Source organism: Lacrimispora sanguinis (genome assembly GCF_044987295.1).
In the GTDB taxonomy this organism is placed as follows: domain Bacteria; phylum Bacillota; class Clostridia; order Lachnospirales; family Lachnospiraceae; genus Lacrimispora; species Lacrimispora celerecrescens_B.
In genome coordinates this window covers 2,904,180-2,922,341 of the sequence record NZ_CP173277.1, presented here as the reverse complement: position 1 = coordinate 2,922,341, position 18,162 = coordinate 2,904,180, and the positions used below count along the sequence as shown (strand labels likewise).

Annotated in this window: 17 protein-coding genes and 1 pseudogene; 11 read left to right on the top strand and 7 right to left on the bottom strand. The window is 45.4% G+C overall.

Annotation, left to right across the window (positions count from 1 at the left end):
- Positions 1-31 precede the first annotated feature (31 nt).
- From ACHZES_RS13555 to ACHZES_RS13540, 4 genes are read left to right on the top strand one after another with little or no spacing between them, the layout of a single operon-like run.
- Positions 32-766: a TraX family protein gene (locus tag ACHZES_RS13555; RefSeq protein ID WP_395549247.1), complete on the top strand. Its 735-nt coding sequence runs from the start codon at positions 32-34 to the stop codon at positions 764-766.
- Positions 763-1,527 carry a TatD family hydrolase gene (locus tag ACHZES_RS13550; protein WP_395549248.1) on the top strand — a complete coding sequence of 255 codons (765 nt, stop codon included), beginning with the start codon at positions 763-765 and terminating at the stop codon, positions 1,525-1,527. Before ACHZES_RS13555 ends, ACHZES_RS13550 begins: the two co-directional genes overlap by 4 nt.
- Positions 1,528-1,558: 31 nt before the next feature.
- A complete protein-coding gene (gene rsmA / locus ACHZES_RS13545; protein WP_038283947.1) occupies positions 1,559-2,425 on the top strand; it encodes a 16S rRNA (adenine(1518)-N(6)/adenine(1519)-N(6))-dimethyltransferase RsmA in 867 nt (288 codons plus the stop codon).
- A gap of 15 nt (positions 2,426-2,440) precedes the next feature.
- Positions 2,441-3,004, top strand: a complete 564-nt coding sequence (locus tag ACHZES_RS13540; RefSeq protein WP_154526768.1) for a TetR/AcrR family transcriptional regulator C-terminal domain-containing protein — start codon at positions 2,441-2,443, stop codon at positions 3,002-3,004.
- Here ACHZES_RS13540 and ACHZES_RS13535 read toward each other — a convergent pair.
- The gene (locus ACHZES_RS13535; RefSeq protein ID WP_038283945.1) at positions 3,001-3,234 is read right to left on the bottom strand and encodes a hypothetical protein; all 234 of its coding nucleotides are present in this window, start codon (positions 3,232-3,234) and stop codon (positions 3,001-3,003) included. The two genes, ACHZES_RS13540 and ACHZES_RS13535, sit on opposite strands and share 4 nt — an antisense overlap.
- 209 nt (positions 3,235-3,443) lie before the next feature.
- Between ACHZES_RS13535 and ACHZES_RS13530 the strand changes: the two genes are divergently transcribed.
- Both ACHZES_RS13530 and ACHZES_RS13525 read left to right on the top strand, forming a co-directional pair.
- Positions 3,444-5,171, top strand: a complete 1,728-nt coding sequence (locus tag ACHZES_RS13530; RefSeq protein WP_038283944.1) for an oleate hydratase — start codon at positions 3,444-3,446, stop codon at positions 5,169-5,171.
- 192 nt (positions 5,172-5,363) lie between these two features.
- Positions 5,364-7,031 (top strand): peptide ABC transporter substrate-binding protein, encoded by a 1,668-nt coding sequence (locus ACHZES_RS13525; RefSeq protein WP_038283943.1) that lies wholly within the window; start codon positions 5,364-5,366, stop codon positions 7,029-7,031.
- Between the two features lie 116 nt (positions 7,032-7,147).
- Here ACHZES_RS13525 and ACHZES_RS13520 read toward each other — a convergent pair whose 3' ends face one another.
- From ACHZES_RS13520 to nagB, 4 genes are all read right to left on the bottom strand, one after another.
- Complete coding sequence (locus tag ACHZES_RS13520; RefSeq protein WP_395549249.1) at positions 7,148-7,699, bottom strand: TIGR01440 family protein; 552 nt, start codon at positions 7,697-7,699, stop codon at positions 7,148-7,150.
- A 33-nt stretch (positions 7,700-7,732) separates the two neighbouring features.
- The gene (locus ACHZES_RS13515) at positions 7,733-8,152 is read right to left on the bottom strand and encodes an HIT family protein (protein ID WP_038284000.1); all 420 of its coding nucleotides are present in this window, start codon (positions 8,150-8,152) and stop codon (positions 7,733-7,735) included.
- Positions 8,153-8,247: 95 nt separating this feature from the next.
- Positions 8,248-8,652: a bacteriohemerythrin gene (locus tag ACHZES_RS13510; RefSeq protein ID WP_038283941.1), complete on the bottom strand. Its 405-nt coding sequence runs from the start codon at positions 8,650-8,652 to the stop codon at positions 8,248-8,250.
- Between the two features lie 200 nt (positions 8,653-8,852).
- Entirely contained in the window at positions 8,853-9,587 is a 735-nt protein-coding gene (nagB, locus tag ACHZES_RS13505; protein WP_395549250.1) for a glucosamine-6-phosphate deaminase, read from the bottom strand.
- A gap of 1,332 nt (positions 9,588-10,919) precedes the next feature.
- Here nagB and ACHZES_RS13500 point away from each other — a divergent pair.
- Positions 10,920-11,348, top strand: a pseudogene (locus tag ACHZES_RS13500) (DUF6128 domain-containing protein); the annotation flags it as partial.
- Between the two features lie 28 nt (positions 11,349-11,376).
- On the opposite strand, the gene ACHZES_RS13495 reads toward ACHZES_RS13500, so the two are convergent.
- Positions 11,377-12,072 carry an anaerobic ribonucleoside-triphosphate reductase activating protein gene (locus ACHZES_RS13495; protein ID WP_395549252.1) on the bottom strand — a complete coding sequence of 232 codons (696 nt, stop codon included), beginning with the start codon at positions 12,070-12,072 and terminating at the stop codon, positions 11,377-11,379.
- 113 nt (positions 12,073-12,185) lie between these two features.
- Between ACHZES_RS13495 and tadA the strand changes: the two genes are divergently transcribed.
- A complete protein-coding gene (tadA, locus tag ACHZES_RS13490; protein ID WP_395549253.1) occupies positions 12,186-12,683 on the top strand; it encodes a tRNA adenosine(34) deaminase TadA in 498 nt (165 codons plus the stop codon).
- A gap of 138 nt (positions 12,684-12,821) precedes the next feature.
- Here the strand turns inward: tadA and eis are convergent, their stop codons facing one another.
- Entirely contained in the window at positions 12,822-14,063 is a 1,242-nt protein-coding gene (gene eis / locus ACHZES_RS13485; RefSeq protein ID WP_395549254.1) for an enhanced intracellular survival protein Eis, read from the bottom strand.
- Positions 14,064-14,324: 261 nt separating this feature from the next.
- Here eis and ACHZES_RS13480 point away from each other — a divergent pair, with 261 nt between their 5' ends.
- From ACHZES_RS13480 to ACHZES_RS13470, 3 genes are read left to right on the top strand one after another with little or no spacing between them, the layout of a single operon-like run.
- Positions 14,325-15,578: an alkaline phosphatase family protein gene (locus ACHZES_RS13480; protein ID WP_395549255.1), complete on the top strand. Its 1,254-nt coding sequence runs from the start codon at positions 14,325-14,327 to the stop codon at positions 15,576-15,578.
- Between the two features lie 4 nt (positions 15,579-15,582).
- Positions 15,583-16,779, top strand: coding sequence for an ROK family protein (locus ACHZES_RS13475; protein WP_395549256.1), 1,197 nt, complete (start codon positions 15,583-15,585; stop codon positions 16,777-16,779).
- Positions 16,780-16,827: 48 nt separating this feature from the next.
- A complete protein-coding gene (locus tag ACHZES_RS13470; protein WP_395549257.1) occupies positions 16,828-18,156 on the top strand; it encodes an ABC transporter substrate-binding protein in 1,329 nt (442 codons plus the stop codon).
- The last annotated feature ends 6 nt before the right edge of the window (positions 18,157-18,162 follow it).

Here is an 18,162-nt window from a genome sequence, read left to right as displayed (position 1 = left end):
CCGGCCTTATTGTTTTAAGAAGGAGAATTCCATGAAGGAATCAATGATCGCCCGCATAAAAGGAATAACAGGAAACACTTTAAAGATGATCGCCATTGTTACCATGCTCATAGATCATATCGGAGTGGCTATTCTTGAAAATGGTATATTAAAATATCAGGAGAACCCCTTGGCCTGGGTGAGTATAGCGAACCTGGCGCTTCGCACCATTGGAAGAATTGCATTTCCTATCTTTTGTTTTCTGCTGGTAGAAGGATTTTTCCATACCAGGGATATTAAGAAATATGGTGCCAGGCTTTTTTTATTCGCTCTTATTTCTGAGATTCCTTTTGACCTGGCTGTCTTTGACACATGGCTTTACCCAGGATATCAGAATGTATATTTTACCCTGTTCATTGGTCTATGGGTTATTTACTGGTATGATAAGGTTTTTGGTAACCCAATCAGGCAGACCCTGGTATTTTTGGCCGGATGCGGAGCGGCTGTTCTTCTTAAATGTGATTATAATATCATTGGGATTTCCATGATCCTGCTTTTTTATGTTTTTTATAAAGATAAGAAAAGACAGACCATATTTGCAGGAATTCTGGCAGCCGTAGAAAGCCTTAGCTGCTTTGGAGCCGCCATCCTGGCTTTCATCCCCATCCGTATGTACAGCGGGGCGAGAGGAAAAAATAATTTAAAATACTTTTTTTATTGGTTTTATCCCGCTCACTTAGTTTTGCTTTATATTCTGCGTTTGATTATTATAAGGAGATTCCTATGATTTTTGATACACACGCCCATTATGATGATGAGGCATTTGATGAAGACAGGGAGGAACTGCTGACCAGCCTTTATAACCATGGAATTGAGGCTGTCACCAATGTGGGGGCCAGCATGGAAACTTCTAGACATACACTGGAACTTGCAGAGAAATATCCATATATATACGGAGCCATCGGTGTTCATCCCAATGAAACCGGAGAACTGAACGAGGAAGACTTAGCCTGGCTGAAGGAACATTCTTCCCATAAAAAGATTGTGGCAATCGGCGAGATCGGTCTTGATTACTACTGGGATGAGCCCGATCATGAAACCCAGAAAAAGTGGTTTATCCGCCAGCTCAGCCTGGCCAGGGAAGTAAAGCTTCCAGTCATCATCCACAGCCGCGATGCGGCAAAGGATACTCTGGATATTATGAGGGCAGAGGGAGGAAAGGACATTGGGGGAGTGATTCACTGCTTTTCTTATGGAAAGGAGATCGCCAGGGAATACTTAAATATGGGATATTATCTTGGGATCGGAGGTGTCCTTACCTTTAAGAATGCAAAGAAACTTAAAGAAGTGGTGGAGTATATGCCGATGGAACAGCTGGTCCTGGAGACGGATTGTCCTTATCTGGCTCCCGCGCCCAACAGGGGAAAGCGTAATTCCTCTATCAATCTTCCTTATGTGGTACAGGAAATCAGTGCCATTAAAGGAATTCCGGAAGAAACAGTTATTGATATCACCAATCAGAATGCCAAAAGGCTTTACAGGCTTTAGGAACAGCTATAAAAGAAAACGGAGGACAGGCATGGCAACACTGGGAAATCCCCAAAAAACTATTGAGATCATAAAGAAATACGAATTCGCATTCCAGAAGAAATTCGGACAGAATTTTTTAATAGATACTCACGTATTAGATAAAATTATAGCCGCGGCAGGCGTAACAAAGGATGACTGCGTTCTGGAAATCGGGCCGGGGATCGGTACGATGACACAGTACCTGGCTGAAAATGCCAGACATGTAGTGGCAGTGGAGATCGATTCAAACCTGATCCCCATACTCAACGAGACCCTGGCAGACTATGAGAATGTAACCGTTATCCATGCGGATATTCTTAAAGTTGACATCAATCAGATAACGGAACAATATAACGGCGGACGTCCCATTAAGGTTGTTGCAAATCTTCCATATTACATCACGACCCCCATCATTATGGGTCTTTTTGAAAACCTGGTTCCAATCGATAATATCACGGTCATGGTTCAGAAGGAAGTGGCTGATCGCATGCAGGTAGGGCCTGGTTCCAAAGATTACGGCGCTCTTTCCCTGGCAGTCCAGTATTATGCAGATCCATATATTGTGGCAAATGTTCCTCCTAACTGCTTCATGCCCCGCCCTAACGTAGGATCTGCAGTCATCCGCCTGACCCGCCACAAGGAACCACCGGTAAAGACAGAGGATCCTGGTCTTATGTTCCGGCTGATTCGAGCATCCTTTAACCAGAGAAGAAAGACCCTTCAAAACGGATTAAACAATTCTCCGGAGATTCCCTTTACAAAGGAACAGATCATGGAAGCGGTTGAAAGCCTGGGACTTGGGCCCTCCATACGGGGAGAGGCATTGACTTTAGAGCAGTTTGCCTCCTTAAGCAACTATTTTACAGGAATGAAATAACAGATAGGAGGGATTATGTCGGATTCGCTTATTACAAAACGAGCAATAGCAGAAGCCTTAAAACAAGTCTGCAGGGAAAAGCCCTTTGATAAGATATCCATATCCAATATCACTTCGGTATGGGGGTTAAACCGGCAGACCTTCTATTATCATTTTCAGGATAAATATGAACTTTTAAGCTGGATCTATTACAATGAGAATTTTGCTAAATTAGCAGAAGACATTACCCTTGATAACTGGGACCAGAAGATTTTTGAACTGCTTCAGAATATGAAAGAAGAAAAGGCCTTTTACATCAATACCATCAAGGAACAGGAACATACTTTTGAGAGTTACTTATTTGAGATGGCAAAGGCCCTGTTTTCCGAAGCGATTATAAAGCTGGATGAAAAGAAGAAGCTTACCGTAGAGGAGAGGGATTTTGACGCAGAATTTTATGCATATGGCATATGCGGAATCATCGTTGACTGGGTGGAGAAGGGAATGAGAACGGAGCCGCGGCTCGTGGCGGAACGTTTAAAAAGCCTGGCCAAGGCTTCGGAGCGGGCCGGTTATCTCCGGAGCCAGGCAGGGCTTTAAGAAAGCTTATGCATGATGATATCCAGGCACTCTTCCATAGTACAGCTTTTAATGAGCACAACCAGATCAGAATAAGAAAAAAGCTCTGCGGATAAGGGGTTGAATTTTTCCAACAGTTCTTCTAAGTTCCGGGCGGTTCGCTCCGGAGATTTCTGCCCGTTTCTTAACTGGTGGAGAAGCGCCGTTTTCAGGACGGACTCCCGGATATGTTTGTGAATAGTTGCCGACATAAAAAGTCCTCCTTTTTCATTATCTTTATATTAAAATAAGGTAAAAAAATCTTCTATAGACAAAATTGCAAAATTGTCTGGTTTTACGACATCATTTCCCTGATGTCGTTTTTTTATACAACTGAAAAACCATGTATGGTGACGGATAAAATGAAGTATGATAATATAAGCATATCAGTTAACACAATTCATAGAATGGAGCGTTGCATATGAAAGGAAAAAATAATTTCGGAAAAGTGCTTGCATGGGGAGCTGCGGCAACTGCAGCAGGAGTAGCTGCAAAAAAAGCCTATGATTATTCAAAAAAACAGATGGATTTAAAAAATGAAGAAAACATAAGTCATATGGAAAACGGACAGGCCCCTGGAAAAGCATATTTTGTAGGCGGCGGTTTGGGAAGCATGGCAGGAGCGGCTTATCTCATACGTGACTGCAACATGCCGGGAGACCAGATCACGATTTTTGAAGGAATGCATATTCTCGGAGGAAGCAACGATGGTATCGGAACTCCGGAAAAAGGATTTGTTTGCCGGGGCGGACGTATGCTTAATGAAGAGACTTATGAAAACTTCTGGGAACTGTTCCGTACCATCCCGTCTTTAAATAACCCTGCAAGGAGCGTAAGCGAAGAGATCTTAAGCTTTGACCATGCCCATCCAACCCATGCGAAAGCCAGGCTGGTAGATAAGGATGGAACCATCCTTGATGTGAAGAGCATGGGCTTTACCCAGCAGGAACGTATGGCCATGTTAAAGCTTATGAATACACCGGAAGAAAAGCTGGATGATATGACCATTGAGGAATGGTTCGCTGACATGCCTCATTTCTTTACAACGAACTTCTGGTATATGTGGCAGACTACCTTTGCATTCCAGAAATGGAGCAGTCTTTTTGAGTTCCGCCGCTACATGCGCCGGATGATCCTGGAATTTTCAAGGATCGAGACTTTGGAAGGAGTAACAAGAACCCCATTAAACCAGTATGACAGTGTAATCCGTCCTTTGGAAAACTATTTAAGAAAGCAGGGAGTTGTCTTTGCGGAAAACTGTACGGTTACAGATATTGATTTCGCAGATGGAGATGGAATTACAGCTAAAGTGCTTCACTTAAAAGATAACGGGATAGAAAGACAGATCGAGCTTCAGGATGGCGATATCTGCATCATGACCAATGCGTGTATGACCGACAGCGCAACCCTTGGAGATCTTCACACTCCGGCTCCGGAGCCTGTGTTAAGACCAATATCCGGGGAATTATGGACCAAGGTATCGGCTAAGAAACCTGGACTTGGAAATCCTTACCCATTCTTTGGCGATGTTCATGAGACCAATTGGGAAAGCTTTACCGTAACAAGCCGTGGAAATAAACTTCTTAAACTGATTGAGGATTACTCCGGCAATGTACCTGGAAGCGGAGCACTTATGACCTTTAAGGATTCCAACTGGCTGATGAGCATAGTTGTAGCTGCCCAGCCTCATTTTATCAATCAGCCTATGGACCAGACGATCTTCTGGGGATACGGGCTTTATACGGACCGTGAAGGGGACTTCATAAAGAAACCGATGAAGGATTGTACCGGAGAGGAAATGCTCATCGAGCTTCTCCACCATCTTCACATGGAAAACCGTAAGGATGAAATCCTGGCAGATGTGGTTAATGTCATTCCCTGCATGATGCCTTATGTAGATGCCCAGTTCCAGCCACGCAAAATGACTGACCGTCCGAAGGTAGTTCCTGCCGGCTCTACCAACTTCGCTATGATAAGCCAGTTTGTGGAAATTCCGGATGACATGGTATTTACCGAGGAATATTCGGTCAGGGCCGCCAGAATCGCTGTTTACACATTGATGGGATCGAATAAAAAGATTTGTCCGGTCACCCCTTATGTGAAGGATCCGAAGTATTTAATGAAGGCAGTTCAGACCTCATACCGTTAATAAAATATAAAAGTGTCTTTTTGGGCCAGACATTTCCCGCCAGGAAATGTCTGGCCCTTTACTGAATTACCGCGGTAACACGAGGGTGTCATGAATTTCCACGTTGCAAGAACCGTCTATCTGTGGTATGCTAAAACCTGCGCTGTCTCTGAAGGGCGGACGCAAAAAAATAGCAGATATGGAGGAACAGATATGAAGAAAATGGCGCTTGTATTAGCGGCAGTCCTTGCTTCAGGGATGATCCTGACAGCATGCGGGGGTTCCGGTAAATCCGGTACGGCCGGCAACGAAACACAGAAAACAGAAGCAGGAAATTCAGCAGGAGGGCTTGATCTGGCAGTTCAGATTGGTCCTGATCCGGAAACCATTGATCCGGCTTTAAATGCATCAATTGATGCATCCAATATGATCCTGCACGCATTTGAGACACTTATGACCTTTGATAAGGATAATAATATTATTCCCGGACAGGCTGAGTCTTTTGATGTGAGTGATGATGGACTTACCTATACGTTTCATTTAAGGGATGGATTAAAATGGAGTGATGGCTCTGAACTTACCTCAGAAGATTTCGTATATTCCTGGAAGCGTCTGGCTGATCCTGCAACAGCAGCTCCTTATGCAGCAGACATGCTTTCCATGGTAAAAGGATATGATGAGGCAACAACAGGAAATGTTGATGCCCTGGCTGTATCCGCACCTGATGCAAAAACCTTTGTAGTGGAGCTGGCATCTCCTTGCGTTTATTTTGATAAAATTACAACCCATGCCAGCATGGCACCTGTAAAAAAGGATGTCGTAGAGGCTAATGGTGACCAGTGGTCCTTAATTCCTGATACTTATGTATCAAACGGACCGTTAAAGATGATCGAGTGGGTACCAGGTTCCCATATCTCCTTTGCTAAGAATGAAAATTACTGGGATGCAGATTCTGTAACCTTAAATACCTTAAAATTTGTTCTTATGGAAGATTCCAACGCAGCTTACAGTGCTTATCAGACAGGGGAAGTATCTATGATCAAGGATGTTCCTACTGACGAGATCCCAAGCCTTGAGGGTACGCCTGATTACCACTTAGATCCTCGTATGGCGACTTCCTATACAATCTTCAACGTTACGAAAGCCCCCTTTGATAATGCTTTGGTGCGCCGTGCATTGACCCTTGCCGTTGACCGGGAATACATTGCCAGTACCGTAATGGCAGGAACTGTATTACCAGCTACCAACTTTGTAGGCCCTGGTATCTCTGATGTGGAAGGCGGTTCTTCTTTTGAAGAGGTTACAAGAAAGAACAACGGCGGTGATTACTTTAATGTAAGCAATTACGAAGAAGACTTAAACAAAGCAAAAGAACTTCTGTCAGAAGCAGGCTATCCAGACGGAAAAGGCTTCCCAGTGATCGAATATATGACCAATGATGCCGGTTACAATAAGCCGATTGCAGAATATTTACAGAGTGCATGGAGCGAACTGGGAATCAGAATGGATATTAAGATTGTTGAATGGTCTACCTTCGCACCAACCCGTCGTGCCGGTGACTTCCAGATTGCCCGCGGAGGCTGGGTATACGACTATGATGATCCTTCCAATATGTTAAACTTATTCACGACTGAAAGCGGAAACAACGACGGAAAGTATTCAAATCCTGAGGTGGACAGCCTGTTAAATACGGCCCGTGACACGGCTGATAAGACAGAGCATTATGAGAAGCTTCATGCAGCAGAGAAGCTGATCATGGAAGATGCAGCGGTTGCTCCGCTTGTATACTCCAGCGATTTCTATCTGCAGAAGCCTGAATTAAAGGGTACATGGCATTCTCCATACGGTTACTGGTTCTTTACACATGCTACTATGGATTAATGACTGGAGCAAAATATCCATCATAAAATAGCTTAATAATAAATATAAAAAGAGCGCGTCTTGATTAGCTGTAAAAACAGCTGCAAGATGCGCTTTTTGCGTTGTGTAAAGGTTGTTTATCCCAAGTTCTCGTCATAGCAGGCGCGGGCCCCGCCAATGTATTTCGGTCTGGTACGGGCGGTGACGACATGGGCTGCGCCGATGTACCTGGTCTTTATACGGACGGGTACAGCTACGGCCTTTAAATGCATGCCAATCAAGGTGTCACCGATATCAATTCCGGCGTGGGCTTTTATGGATTCTACTGCCACAGGGCATTGCAGGGTCTGATAAGCCGCAGTTGCAAGGGAACTGCCGGCTTTTAACTGCGGTATCACATTGACCGGTTCGTAGCCGTAGAGTATGGCCGCCTCTTTTTCCAGAATCAAAGCCCGGTTTAAATGCTCGCAGCACTGGGCTGCAACATAAATCCCCTGTTCGTTAAAAACCTCATAAATGGCAGAAAACACAGTCTGTCCGATTTCCGCGCTGGAATGGGAACCGATCCTGTGGTCGGATATCTCGCTGGAGGAGCATCCGATTACGACTAAGTCCTTCTCGTTTAAGTGTGCCGCTTCCAGCAGCTCTTTTGCAGCCATTTCGGCCTGTGCTCTGATTTCATCTAACATGATCCGGCCTCCTCCTCATGAGTGTTTTTATTTTTATAATGCTGCACGGATGGCAGCCGCCATTTCCTCATACTCTTTATCTGTCAGATATAACTTGTCCGGATTCATGGCAAAGGTACTCCCCCATTCGTCCATGCCGTTATATTTCGGAACGATATGCATATGAAGGTGGCAGCCGGTATCGCCGTAAGCGCCGTAATTTACCTTATCCGGATTAAATACTTTATGGACAGCCTTAGAAACCCTGGCTACATCAGCAAAGAAGGCATTTCTTTCCTCATCCTCAATATCAACCAGCTCACTGACGTGGTCTTTATAAGCAAGAATAACTCTGCCCTTTTTACTCTGCTCTTTAAATAAATATAAGAATCCTGTCTCCATTTCGCAAACAGGATAGCCGAATTTTGCAACAAGATCTCCCTTCATACAGTATGCACAATTTGGATCTTTCATAATCATGTTCCTTCCTTCTGCCGGAGCGTTGTTTTAGCTTTCCGGCCTGTTCTGTCAAAATACCGGTACCATAAGATGCAATTTACTCTGTAGGATTAAGCCCTGCTTCTAATATGAGCGGCCACCTTGGCATCCTCTTTTTTGATGTGGTTGATTAACCAGCCTGCAATGGCACTGTTAACTTCGCCTACAAGAATGATGGTCGGGCCTTCCTTTTCCAGCTTGGCACAGATTCCTGCAACCACTTTTTTGAAATCCTCGTGATAACGCTTGTGGTTTACATAATCTGGATACTGATTCTGAATCTGGAGCTTCTCCTCATTGCCGAAATGTTTTGCGGTATAGTCCTGCAGAAATTTGGTGGTATTAGCCAGCTCCGCACGCCCTTTCCCTGTGGAACAGGCGGTAAGCAGGTTATTGACTGCATCAATTAACTGGCGATGCTCAGAATCAATTAACTGGTTGCCGGTTTCTAAATCTTTTGAAAATGTATATGCCATATTTAACATCTCCTTATCATAAGTTTTAAACTCATTCTACACTATTTCCATATAAATTCCAACCTGAAAATTTCTAATGAAACTCCTGCTTTTCCTATTCAGAATGTCCACCCTGCAAATGGGAATAAAAAAGCCCGGTGCAGGAGCAGCCGGGCAGATACTGTCATATAATTTGGAAACAGAAGAATAAACAGCTGGGCTTAAATATTTTCCAGCTTGGAAAGAGCCGCTTCGTCTGCAACAATGGTAACATCCGGATGAAGCTGTAAAATAGATGCCGGAACCTTGGAAGTAACCGGTCCGCAGATTACATCATGAAGGATGTCTGCTTTTTCAGCACCGCTGACAATCAGCAGGATCTTTTTGGCTCTCATAATGGTGCCGATTCCCATGGTATAAGCCTGGCGTGGAACTTCGTCAATTGATGCGAAGAAACGCTTGTTGGCTTCAATGGTGCTTTCCTGAAGGTCTACGATGTGTGTATCCTTTGGAAAAATATCGGATGGCTCGTTGAAACCAATGTGGCCATTGTGCCCAAGACCTAAGAGCTGTAAGTCAACACCGCCCAGGCTTTTGATAATTTCCTCGTAGCGGGCTGCTTCTTTGTTGGCATCAGGTTCCATTCCATTGGGGATGTTGGTATTTGCTTCGTCAATGTTTACATGGCGAAACAGATTCTCACGCATAAAATAGTAATAACTTTGATCATTATCCCTGGTGAGTCCCTTGTATTCATCAAGATTCGCAGTCTTAACCTGGGAAAAATCAAGATCTCCCTTGTTGTACCACTCAATCAATTGCTTGTAGGTGCCTATAGGTGAGGAACCGGTAGCCAGTCCAAGAACACAGCTCGGTTTCATAATAATCTGAGCAGATATAATATTGGCAGCCTTGCGGCTCATATCGTTGTAGTCTTTCGCGCGATAAAGCTTCATTTCTCTATCCCTCCATACGTTTGAAAAAAATTTTATATATTCTTTTCATAAGGATATCATTTTTGTGTCATAGATGCAATGGCATTTTGCATAAAATAATTATAAAGGAGTGATGGCATGCCTAATTATCGAAGACTAATCTCATATATTTATGCCTATGAAGGCGCAGTCAAAGGAAAAAACATCGGATTTGCCAAGATAGAGACGAGAGGGGTCCAGTGCAAGATTACGGTCAGTGTCAAAAGAATATATGTGGGCGGCAATGATATTGGAGTATACTTATTAGCCGCAGACCAGGAAATATTCCTGGGAAATATTTTTATACGTGGTGGTTCCGGTGAATTCAGGACTGTGGTATCGTCAAGCGATATAGAACACTCCGGAATTAACGTGGATCAGTGCTATGGACTGACCATCCATGATGTGAAAAATACATGGCGTTCCTATACGACCATTTGGGAAGATGCTGTTGCCCATGCGGCGGAAGTTGATCTGGAGAGTGCGGCCAAGGTGGTTTCAGAGAAGGAACAGGCCGTTATTTCAGAAGAAAAGATAAAACGGGCGGTACGCGAAATCGAGGAAGAGTTCCCGCTGGCGCCTGATGAACCCCGGGAGATTTCCAGGGCAGAGATTTCAAAGGATGATATAATTGAGTCTTCCTCCGATGACCGGACAGAAGAAGAGGATGTTCTGGTTGCCGAAGAACAGGAGCTGCCGAAGGAGGAAGATCTGCAAGCAGAGAACCTGTCTGAAGAGGATCAGAGATCAGCTGACGCGGATATGGACCTTGCCGTACCAGACGATGAGGAACTGGTAAATGCAGAGTCAGAGGTTGTGGAGCAGGAATGGACCATGTCTGATGAGTCGATAGCGGAAGAAGATACCTTACAGTACACAGAGGAATCGGAAGAAGACCATCCGTACATAGAGGAATCGGAAGAAGACCATCCGTACATAGAGGAATCGGAAGAAGACCTCCAGTATATGGAGGAACCGGGCGTAGTAGCAGAGACCGGGGAACCGGCTGGAGAACCGGTAGCAGCCGGAGAACCGGAATGGTTTTCATCAGCAGGAGTCCAGCAGAGTGCCATGCAGTCTGCGGAGCCAGTATCCGGAGATTGGGAAAATGACGGACAGGAAGACATACCCAATGAGATGCAGGAAAAGGCTTTTGAGCAAGAGAATGCCAAAGCAGTGGATGCCCAGGAAAGGGAAGCTGTATTCAGTGAGCCTTATCCTTGCAGTGCCCAGGATGGGATTGGTGAAACCACTTGTTACCGGGCAGATGCTGTGTTAAAAGAAAACATGGGCAATCAGGAGGTACAGCCAAAGCTGGGAAATCCTGATGAATTGGAGCGCCTGCGTCAAAGTGAAAACCAAGTCGATAATTCCCATACTATGATCTGGGAAAAGTTGAAACGTGAACATACTAGGATTCTTGCATTTGATTATGAGGATGGCTGTGAAATTCTGACCATCAAACCCCAGGATATCGGTATCCTTCCAAGGGAGTCCTGGGTTTATGGCAACAATAGCTTCCTCCTGCATGGATACTACAATTACCGTTACTTAATCCTGGCAAAACTGTTGAATCCAGATGGAATGCCTCGTTACCTTCTTGGAATTCCGGGGCATTATTACAGCAATGAGCGATATATGGCTTCCATGTTCGGCTTTCCCAATTTTGTGCTTTCCAAGGAGCAGCCAATGGAAGACGGCAGGTTTGGATTCTGGTATACCGATGTAAAATTAGGGGGCTAGTTTAAGCCCCCTTATCGGCATGCCCTGATTAATTCTCAACGCCTCTTAGCATGGCGTTGGGAATCCTGGGCTTTAAGATATTTAAGAATTTATTCAGCTCTTCTATGGAAAAGGGCTGGAAGCCTGGACATAGGACCTGGTCCGAGTCCGCATAGTTTTGCAGATAATAATTAGGACAACCTGTCAGCCATTCGCCAATATCTACAAAATCCTGGAGGCTATGGATTCCTTTTACCGCCGTTGTGCGGAATTCAAAAGGAAGGGTTCCATGAAGGAGAAAAGAAGCGCTTTCCTCAATATCTTTCATCTTTAGCCCCCTTATTCCGGCTGCCTTGGGATAATGTTCTCTGCCGGCTTTAATATCCATTGCCACATAGTCCAAAAGCCCGTTTAAAGCCAGCCTTTTTAAGACATCCGGCCGATATCCATTGGTATCCAGTTTAATAAGATAGCCCAGATCCCGGATTTTCCGGATAAAGGGTTCTAAATCTTCAGACAGGGTGGGTTCTCCCCCTGTAATGCAGACTCCCTCTAAAATTCCTTTTCGTTTCTTTAAAAAGCTTAAAATTTCCTCTTCACTGAACATGGACTCTGCCTCACTGCCGATCAGCCCGCTGTTATGGCAGAAGGGGCAGCGAAAATTACAGCCGCCGAGAAAGATCGTGGCTGCCACGTGGCCGGGAAAATCCAGAAGCGTTGTTTTTTGAAGACCGCATAGTTTCATACCTTCACCATTCCTTTGTTTCGTGATATACTTATCCAAGTATATCACAATGAAGTACTCTAAGGGTATAATAAATTGAAACACCTTGGAGATAAAAGCAAAGAGGAACTAATATGACGACAGATGAGAAATATATGCGCACAGCAATAAAACAGGCTGAAAAGGCAGGCGCCATTGGCGAGGTCCCCATCGGCTGTGTTATTGTTTACGAAGATAAGATTATAGCCCGCGGATATAACCGCCGTACCGTTGATATGAATGTCCTGTCCCACGCGGAGATCAACGCCATTCGTAAAGCATGCAGAAAAATCGGGGATTGGAGGCTTGAGGGATGCACGATGTACGTGACCCTGGAACCTTGCCCCATGTGTGCCGGAGCCATTGTCCAGGCCAGGATTCCCAGAGTCGTTATCGGATGCATGAATGCAAAGGCCGGCTGTGCGGGATCGGTGCTTGATATGCTTCACGAGGAGGGGTTTAACCATCAGGTTGTAACGGAAACAGGGGTCTTGGGAGAAGAATGCTCTCAAATGATGAAAGAATTTTTCAGAGAGCTTCGGGAAAGAAATAAAAAGAAACAGGAAGAAAAAACCTCCATAACAGGACAGTGATTTTATTTCCGGATTTCCTATGATATTTATTTAACAAAAAAGCCTTTGAATTGAGCAATCGGTCTCAATTCGAAGGCTTTTTAATTGAGGATTTATACGAGTAATTGCCTGTAGCAAATTGGTACGATAAAAAAGGCATTAAAAGTAGTCAGAAATCGCGCATTTCTTCTGTGGAAACAACTGAAGCAGCATATCATCGCCGCACCGCCGGCACTCAGCCGGCAGGTAAGAAAGCTCTTCCTTTGTCAAACCTCTGCAGATCAGCCTGGAAAACAGAGAGATATCCAGGACGGCGTCGGCCTGCTCTTCGCCCCCGTCCGCCTGATAATGGAGAGAAGAAAGGCGGTCTTCCTTCCACTCAATCTCCCATAAACCATGATTGGCCGGGAGCCATGGATCACGGAGGAAGAGACGGATGGAACCGTTAGCCAGGAACCGGGCGGTCTTTAAGACCTCCTCTGCATGAACCACCCGGACCATGCCGTGCATCGTCTGGCGGATAGTTGCCGTATGTCCTGCCGGCAGACTAAATTCCTGACAAAGAAAATCTAGGGGAATGAAGTCGGGAAGGGGAATGGAAACCCTGTCATAATAGGCCTGCCTGCTTTTGCAGAATCGAATCAGCCCCATGAGGCCTTCTATATCTGAGTATGCAAATTCATGGCAGTTCATGGTAACGGCCTGCTTTTCATCTGTTGTTTTTGAGTAGATGAGGTAGCCGCAGGGGGTTCCGGCTTCGCTGTAATACACGTAGGCAAAACGGAAGTCGCGGTCAGGCTCATATTGTCCCACGGCGTGATACCATTCGATGTCGTCTCGCATGACCGAAAGGTTGCATCCAGTGGTAAAAGCTTCATAAATCGTTTTTAAATCTTCCAGCCGTGATGGCTGATATATCTCCACAGTACCGGAAACCCTGAAATCAGGAAGCTGTGTCATTGGGAAATTCCAGTATTTTCTGCGCACACAGTAGGTGTATCCAAACTGACCGTAATACGTTCCAGAGAAAGCGTAAAGGTAGGAAAAATGAATGTTACGGCTGTGCCAGTCTTCCAGCATAGTACGAAACAGTGATTTCATTGTTCCTTTCCCCTGACAGCAGGGCATGGCGGCTACGTCGCCGACCGCTGCCATAGAAGCCGTTTTGCCGTCAAATTCTACCGGACAAACGCAGTGGGAGACACATGCCTGCATGACGTTATGTTCATCAAACCAGGCCAGTGTATTCTGGTAATCCCGCTTCATTCTGGTAACCGGATTCCTTTTTATGGTATCGGCAGATTCTGCGGCGCAGGAGGCGCCGTCAATGGCCCTTTCAAAGGCTATAAAGCATAATCGTCTGGATTCAATCAGCTCATCTTCACGTATTGTTCTTATCATGAGATATCCCCCCGAATTATATAGTCACAATTAGTTTAAGTAATAAATCAAGAATATCATGGCCGGTCCACGATTACAAGTTTCTGTCCACTTCTTTCAACTAAATTCAATAACTGAAAAAAGTTTAATGAAATATAGGGTAATATAAACAAAAAATAGGATAAAGTGAAAATATTATTTGACACTATATATAGTTTGGACTATATTAAAGCCAACTTATTTCAGTGATTAAAAATAGAATGAGAGAGGATACGGTGCTAAATGATGAAAAAGCATCTCATCTACATCAATCTTGATGGTTTTGGAAGATATTATTATGATCGAATGAGTGACGAACAGAAAGCGCTCCCTAATATAAGAAAGCTGGTGAAACGCGGCGTTTTCTTCGAACAGGCTTATACGGGAATTCCATCCATTACCTGCCCCATGCAGACGGGTATCGTCAGCGGCTGCTATTCAGACCGGACAGGAAACTGTGACAAGTACTGGGACAGGGAGGCCAATGAAATTGTACTTACGGGACGTCTCAACCGGGCACAGACCATAGGGGAGGTATTGGCAGAGGAAGGAAGGACCTTTGTATCGATCCAGCAGTTCGCATTGGAGGGAAAGGGTGCTGTCAGAGGAAGGAAAGACAGACTCTATATGGAACCTGGCGGTGATTGCAGGAAACGTTTTTCTGTATTATTGAAGCTTATACGGGAGAATGTCATAGAACATGAGGGCACCATATATGAGTATCCGGAATTTCCTGATGCCGTATTTCTGTACATAGACGATTTGGATTCTGTAGGTCATAATCCCCCCTGGTGCTATGCGGATTCGGAGGAAAAACGGGTGGATAACGTCTACCGGGTGCTGGAGGAAATTGATGAGCTGATAGGTGAGACATTAAACAGTCTGGAAGAGAAGGGACTGCTGGATTCCACGTATCTTCTTCTGACTACTGATCATGGCATGGTAAGTTACAGAGGGAAAAGCAGGACTGAGGACTTAATATGCGCCCTTAAGGAATGGGGATACCGGGTGGCTGTATGCCGGGAAGGAAACGTTGAAACAAAGGATTTTGATATCCTTTTAACCTCTCATGATATTCAATGCCAGATGTTTTTAGCCGAAGGAGCTGACAATTTGAATGTAATGGAATCTTTAAAAAAGCGCCTCAGTGGGCTTCCATACGTAGAAACAGTCCTTACGGCGCAGGAACTTACTGAGCGGGGCGTATACCGGGATTATGCCGATCTTTTAATCAGTCCGGCAGAGGGAGAAAGCTTTTCATTAATCCCTCTTGACCAGAAACATCTGTATGCGACCCATGACAGTCTTCATGAGAAATGCCAGCATATTTTTACCGCAGTGACGGGGCCGGGCATACGATCGGATTACCGGGAAACGTCCCTCGTGTACAATAAGGACTTAATCCCCACACTGGCGTATTGCCTGGAGTGGAAGCAGCCAAGGGATGCAACCGGGAGGAGGCTTACCTCGATTCTGAGGGAAGAAGGGAAGGGGTGATTGTTTGAAGGCAGGAAAAGAGACAATTAAATACATAAACAAGCAAAATATATTAAGCGTGTTCCGTGAAAAGAATGAGGTGACGAAAGCCGAGATCATGGAAGTTACGAAATTAAGCGCAGGCACGGTCTCTGCACTGATCCGTGAGCTGGTGGGAGAGACGCTTCTGATGGAGGAATATTACGGAGAGTCCAGCGGCGGCAGAAAGCCAATGATTTACAGCTTAAACGGAGAACGGGTAAGAATTCTCACCCTTAAAGTGACAGCAAAAGGGATTCTGGCAGGAATCGTGAATCTGAAAGGTGAGATTATCTGGCATAAATCCTTACCGGTCCGAATTCACGATGAGGCCACATTTTCCAGTGCGCTGAAAGATACGGCTGCTCTGATTGAGGAACAGCAGCGTAATGTGATGGAGCAGATATCCATCGTGGCATACAGCATACCGGGTATTATCTGCTACAGCTCCAGAAGCATTGTCTATTCCACTGCATTATATCTGGAAAATGTGAATCTCCAGGCATTGAGCAACCAGTTGTTTAGAAAGGATATGGAGGTTTACGTATTTAAGGATACAGATGCACTGATTCTTGGAGAGTATTACGGAACAAGAAAGGACAGCCGGAACATGCTTTACCTGCTGTGCGATCAGGGCGTCGGCATGTCGGTAATCAGCAGGGGCAGCCTTTTAAGAATGGATGGCTGCGGTCTTGAGATCGGACATACCACCATAGACCTTCACGGGCTGCCCTGCAAATGCTCATCCACAGGCTGCGTTGGAACGCTTCTTGGGGAAAAACCTGCGGCGGCACAGTACACACAGATGTATGAAACGATTTATCCCGAAAGCATATTAGACGGCACCATGCTGTCCTACGATGTACTTACCGACTGGTATTTGGAAGGAAAGGATAAAATTGCCGACAGGGTCATGAGGGAACAGATCGAGCTGCTTTCCCTGGTCGCAGTAAATGCGGTTAATTTATTTAATCCCGATGTGGTGGTAATTGGCGGCCCGGTATCCAGAATCCCGGAGATGGCCGGGATGGTGGAAGCATGGGTGAAAGAAAAAGCACTGAAGCCCTTTACCGCCAGCATTTCCATCAAAGCATCCAGACAAGGATATCACACGTCGCTGTACGGTATGGCAGAATATGTGCTGGATAAGGAAGTTTTTACAGCGGTTTCTATCAGAAAATAGACAGGATTTAATCCTGATTTATTAATAAAATATGAGGAGGATTTCAAAATGAAAAAAATGGCATCACTACTGGTTGCGGCAGCCTTAGTGGCCGGAGGACTCTCGGGCTGTACAAAGGCACCGGCAAAAGAGACGGCTGGAGGGGCAGTAAGTCAGGAAAAGACAACAGATCAGGAAAAGACAGCTGCAGAGAAGGAAAACGGTGGTGGGGAGAAAACACCTGTTTCGTTGACATATTGGCAGCACTCCAGTGCAGCCAGGGATGAGATGATGACTGCGCTTGTCAAAACATTTGAGGAGCAGAATCCGGATATTAAGGTGAAATTAGAATTTATTCCAGAGGGAGACTATAGCCAGAAGCTGATTCCGGCGCTAGCTACCGATACGGCACCTGATGTATTCCAGATACAGTCCGGAATGGTGGCGAAGCTTGCGCAGACCGGCGCGATAAAGCCGCTGGCAGAAGAAGTTATGTCTGCTGATTCAATCACGGCTGACTTTGTGCCTGCGGCTGTAGACGGCTTGAAATACGACGGTAAATATTATGGCATGCCCACGGACTTACAGACAATTGTTATGTTATGGAACAAGAAGCTGGTGGCTGAGGCCGGCCTGGATGCAGAAAAAGGGCCGCAAACCTGGGATGAATTCTTTGACTGGTCCAGAAAGCTTACAAAGACAGAAGGCGGTAAGCTGGTTCAGTCTGGCTGGGGCGGAAAGGGCTACGCACCTGAGGTGCTTTCCATCATAAAGCAGTACGGCGGCGCCTTCTATGATGATGCGGCGGGACAGTACGTATTTGCTGACGATCCGAAGGTTCTGGAGGCAATAGAAGCTTATACCGCACCATACAAAACTGATAAGGTTTACAATACGGAATTCGTGAAAAACTGGGCCGGCTTCCGGCAGGGGCTGATTGGCTTGATGTTAGGCCATCCGGCCATGATCGGCAACCTGCCCCAGACAGCTCCGGATTTGGATTTTGGAGTAGGTCTGATTCCTGCAAAGGGTGACAGCCATGCGACCTGCGTGACCTCCTGGGGCTATGTAATGAGCGCAAAAGCTCCAGACGAAGCGGCTACCCGGTTTATACAGTTTTTAAGCAGCGATGATGTGGAAAGACAGTGGACAGAGAAGACGGGAGAGCTGCCGGCCAGAAAAGCTCTTTTAGAGGACGCAGGATTAAAATCAGACCCGAAGGTAGCGGTTGCTATTGAATCACTGAATGATTCCTTTGTAGGAGCGCTTCAGACTTCTGCGTTAAATACCATCTGGACAGAAGCTATGGACCGGATTTTACAGACCGATGAACCGATTGAGACTATTTTAAAGGATGCCCAGAGTAAAATGAACGATGAATTAAAGAATCCGGTATAACAATCA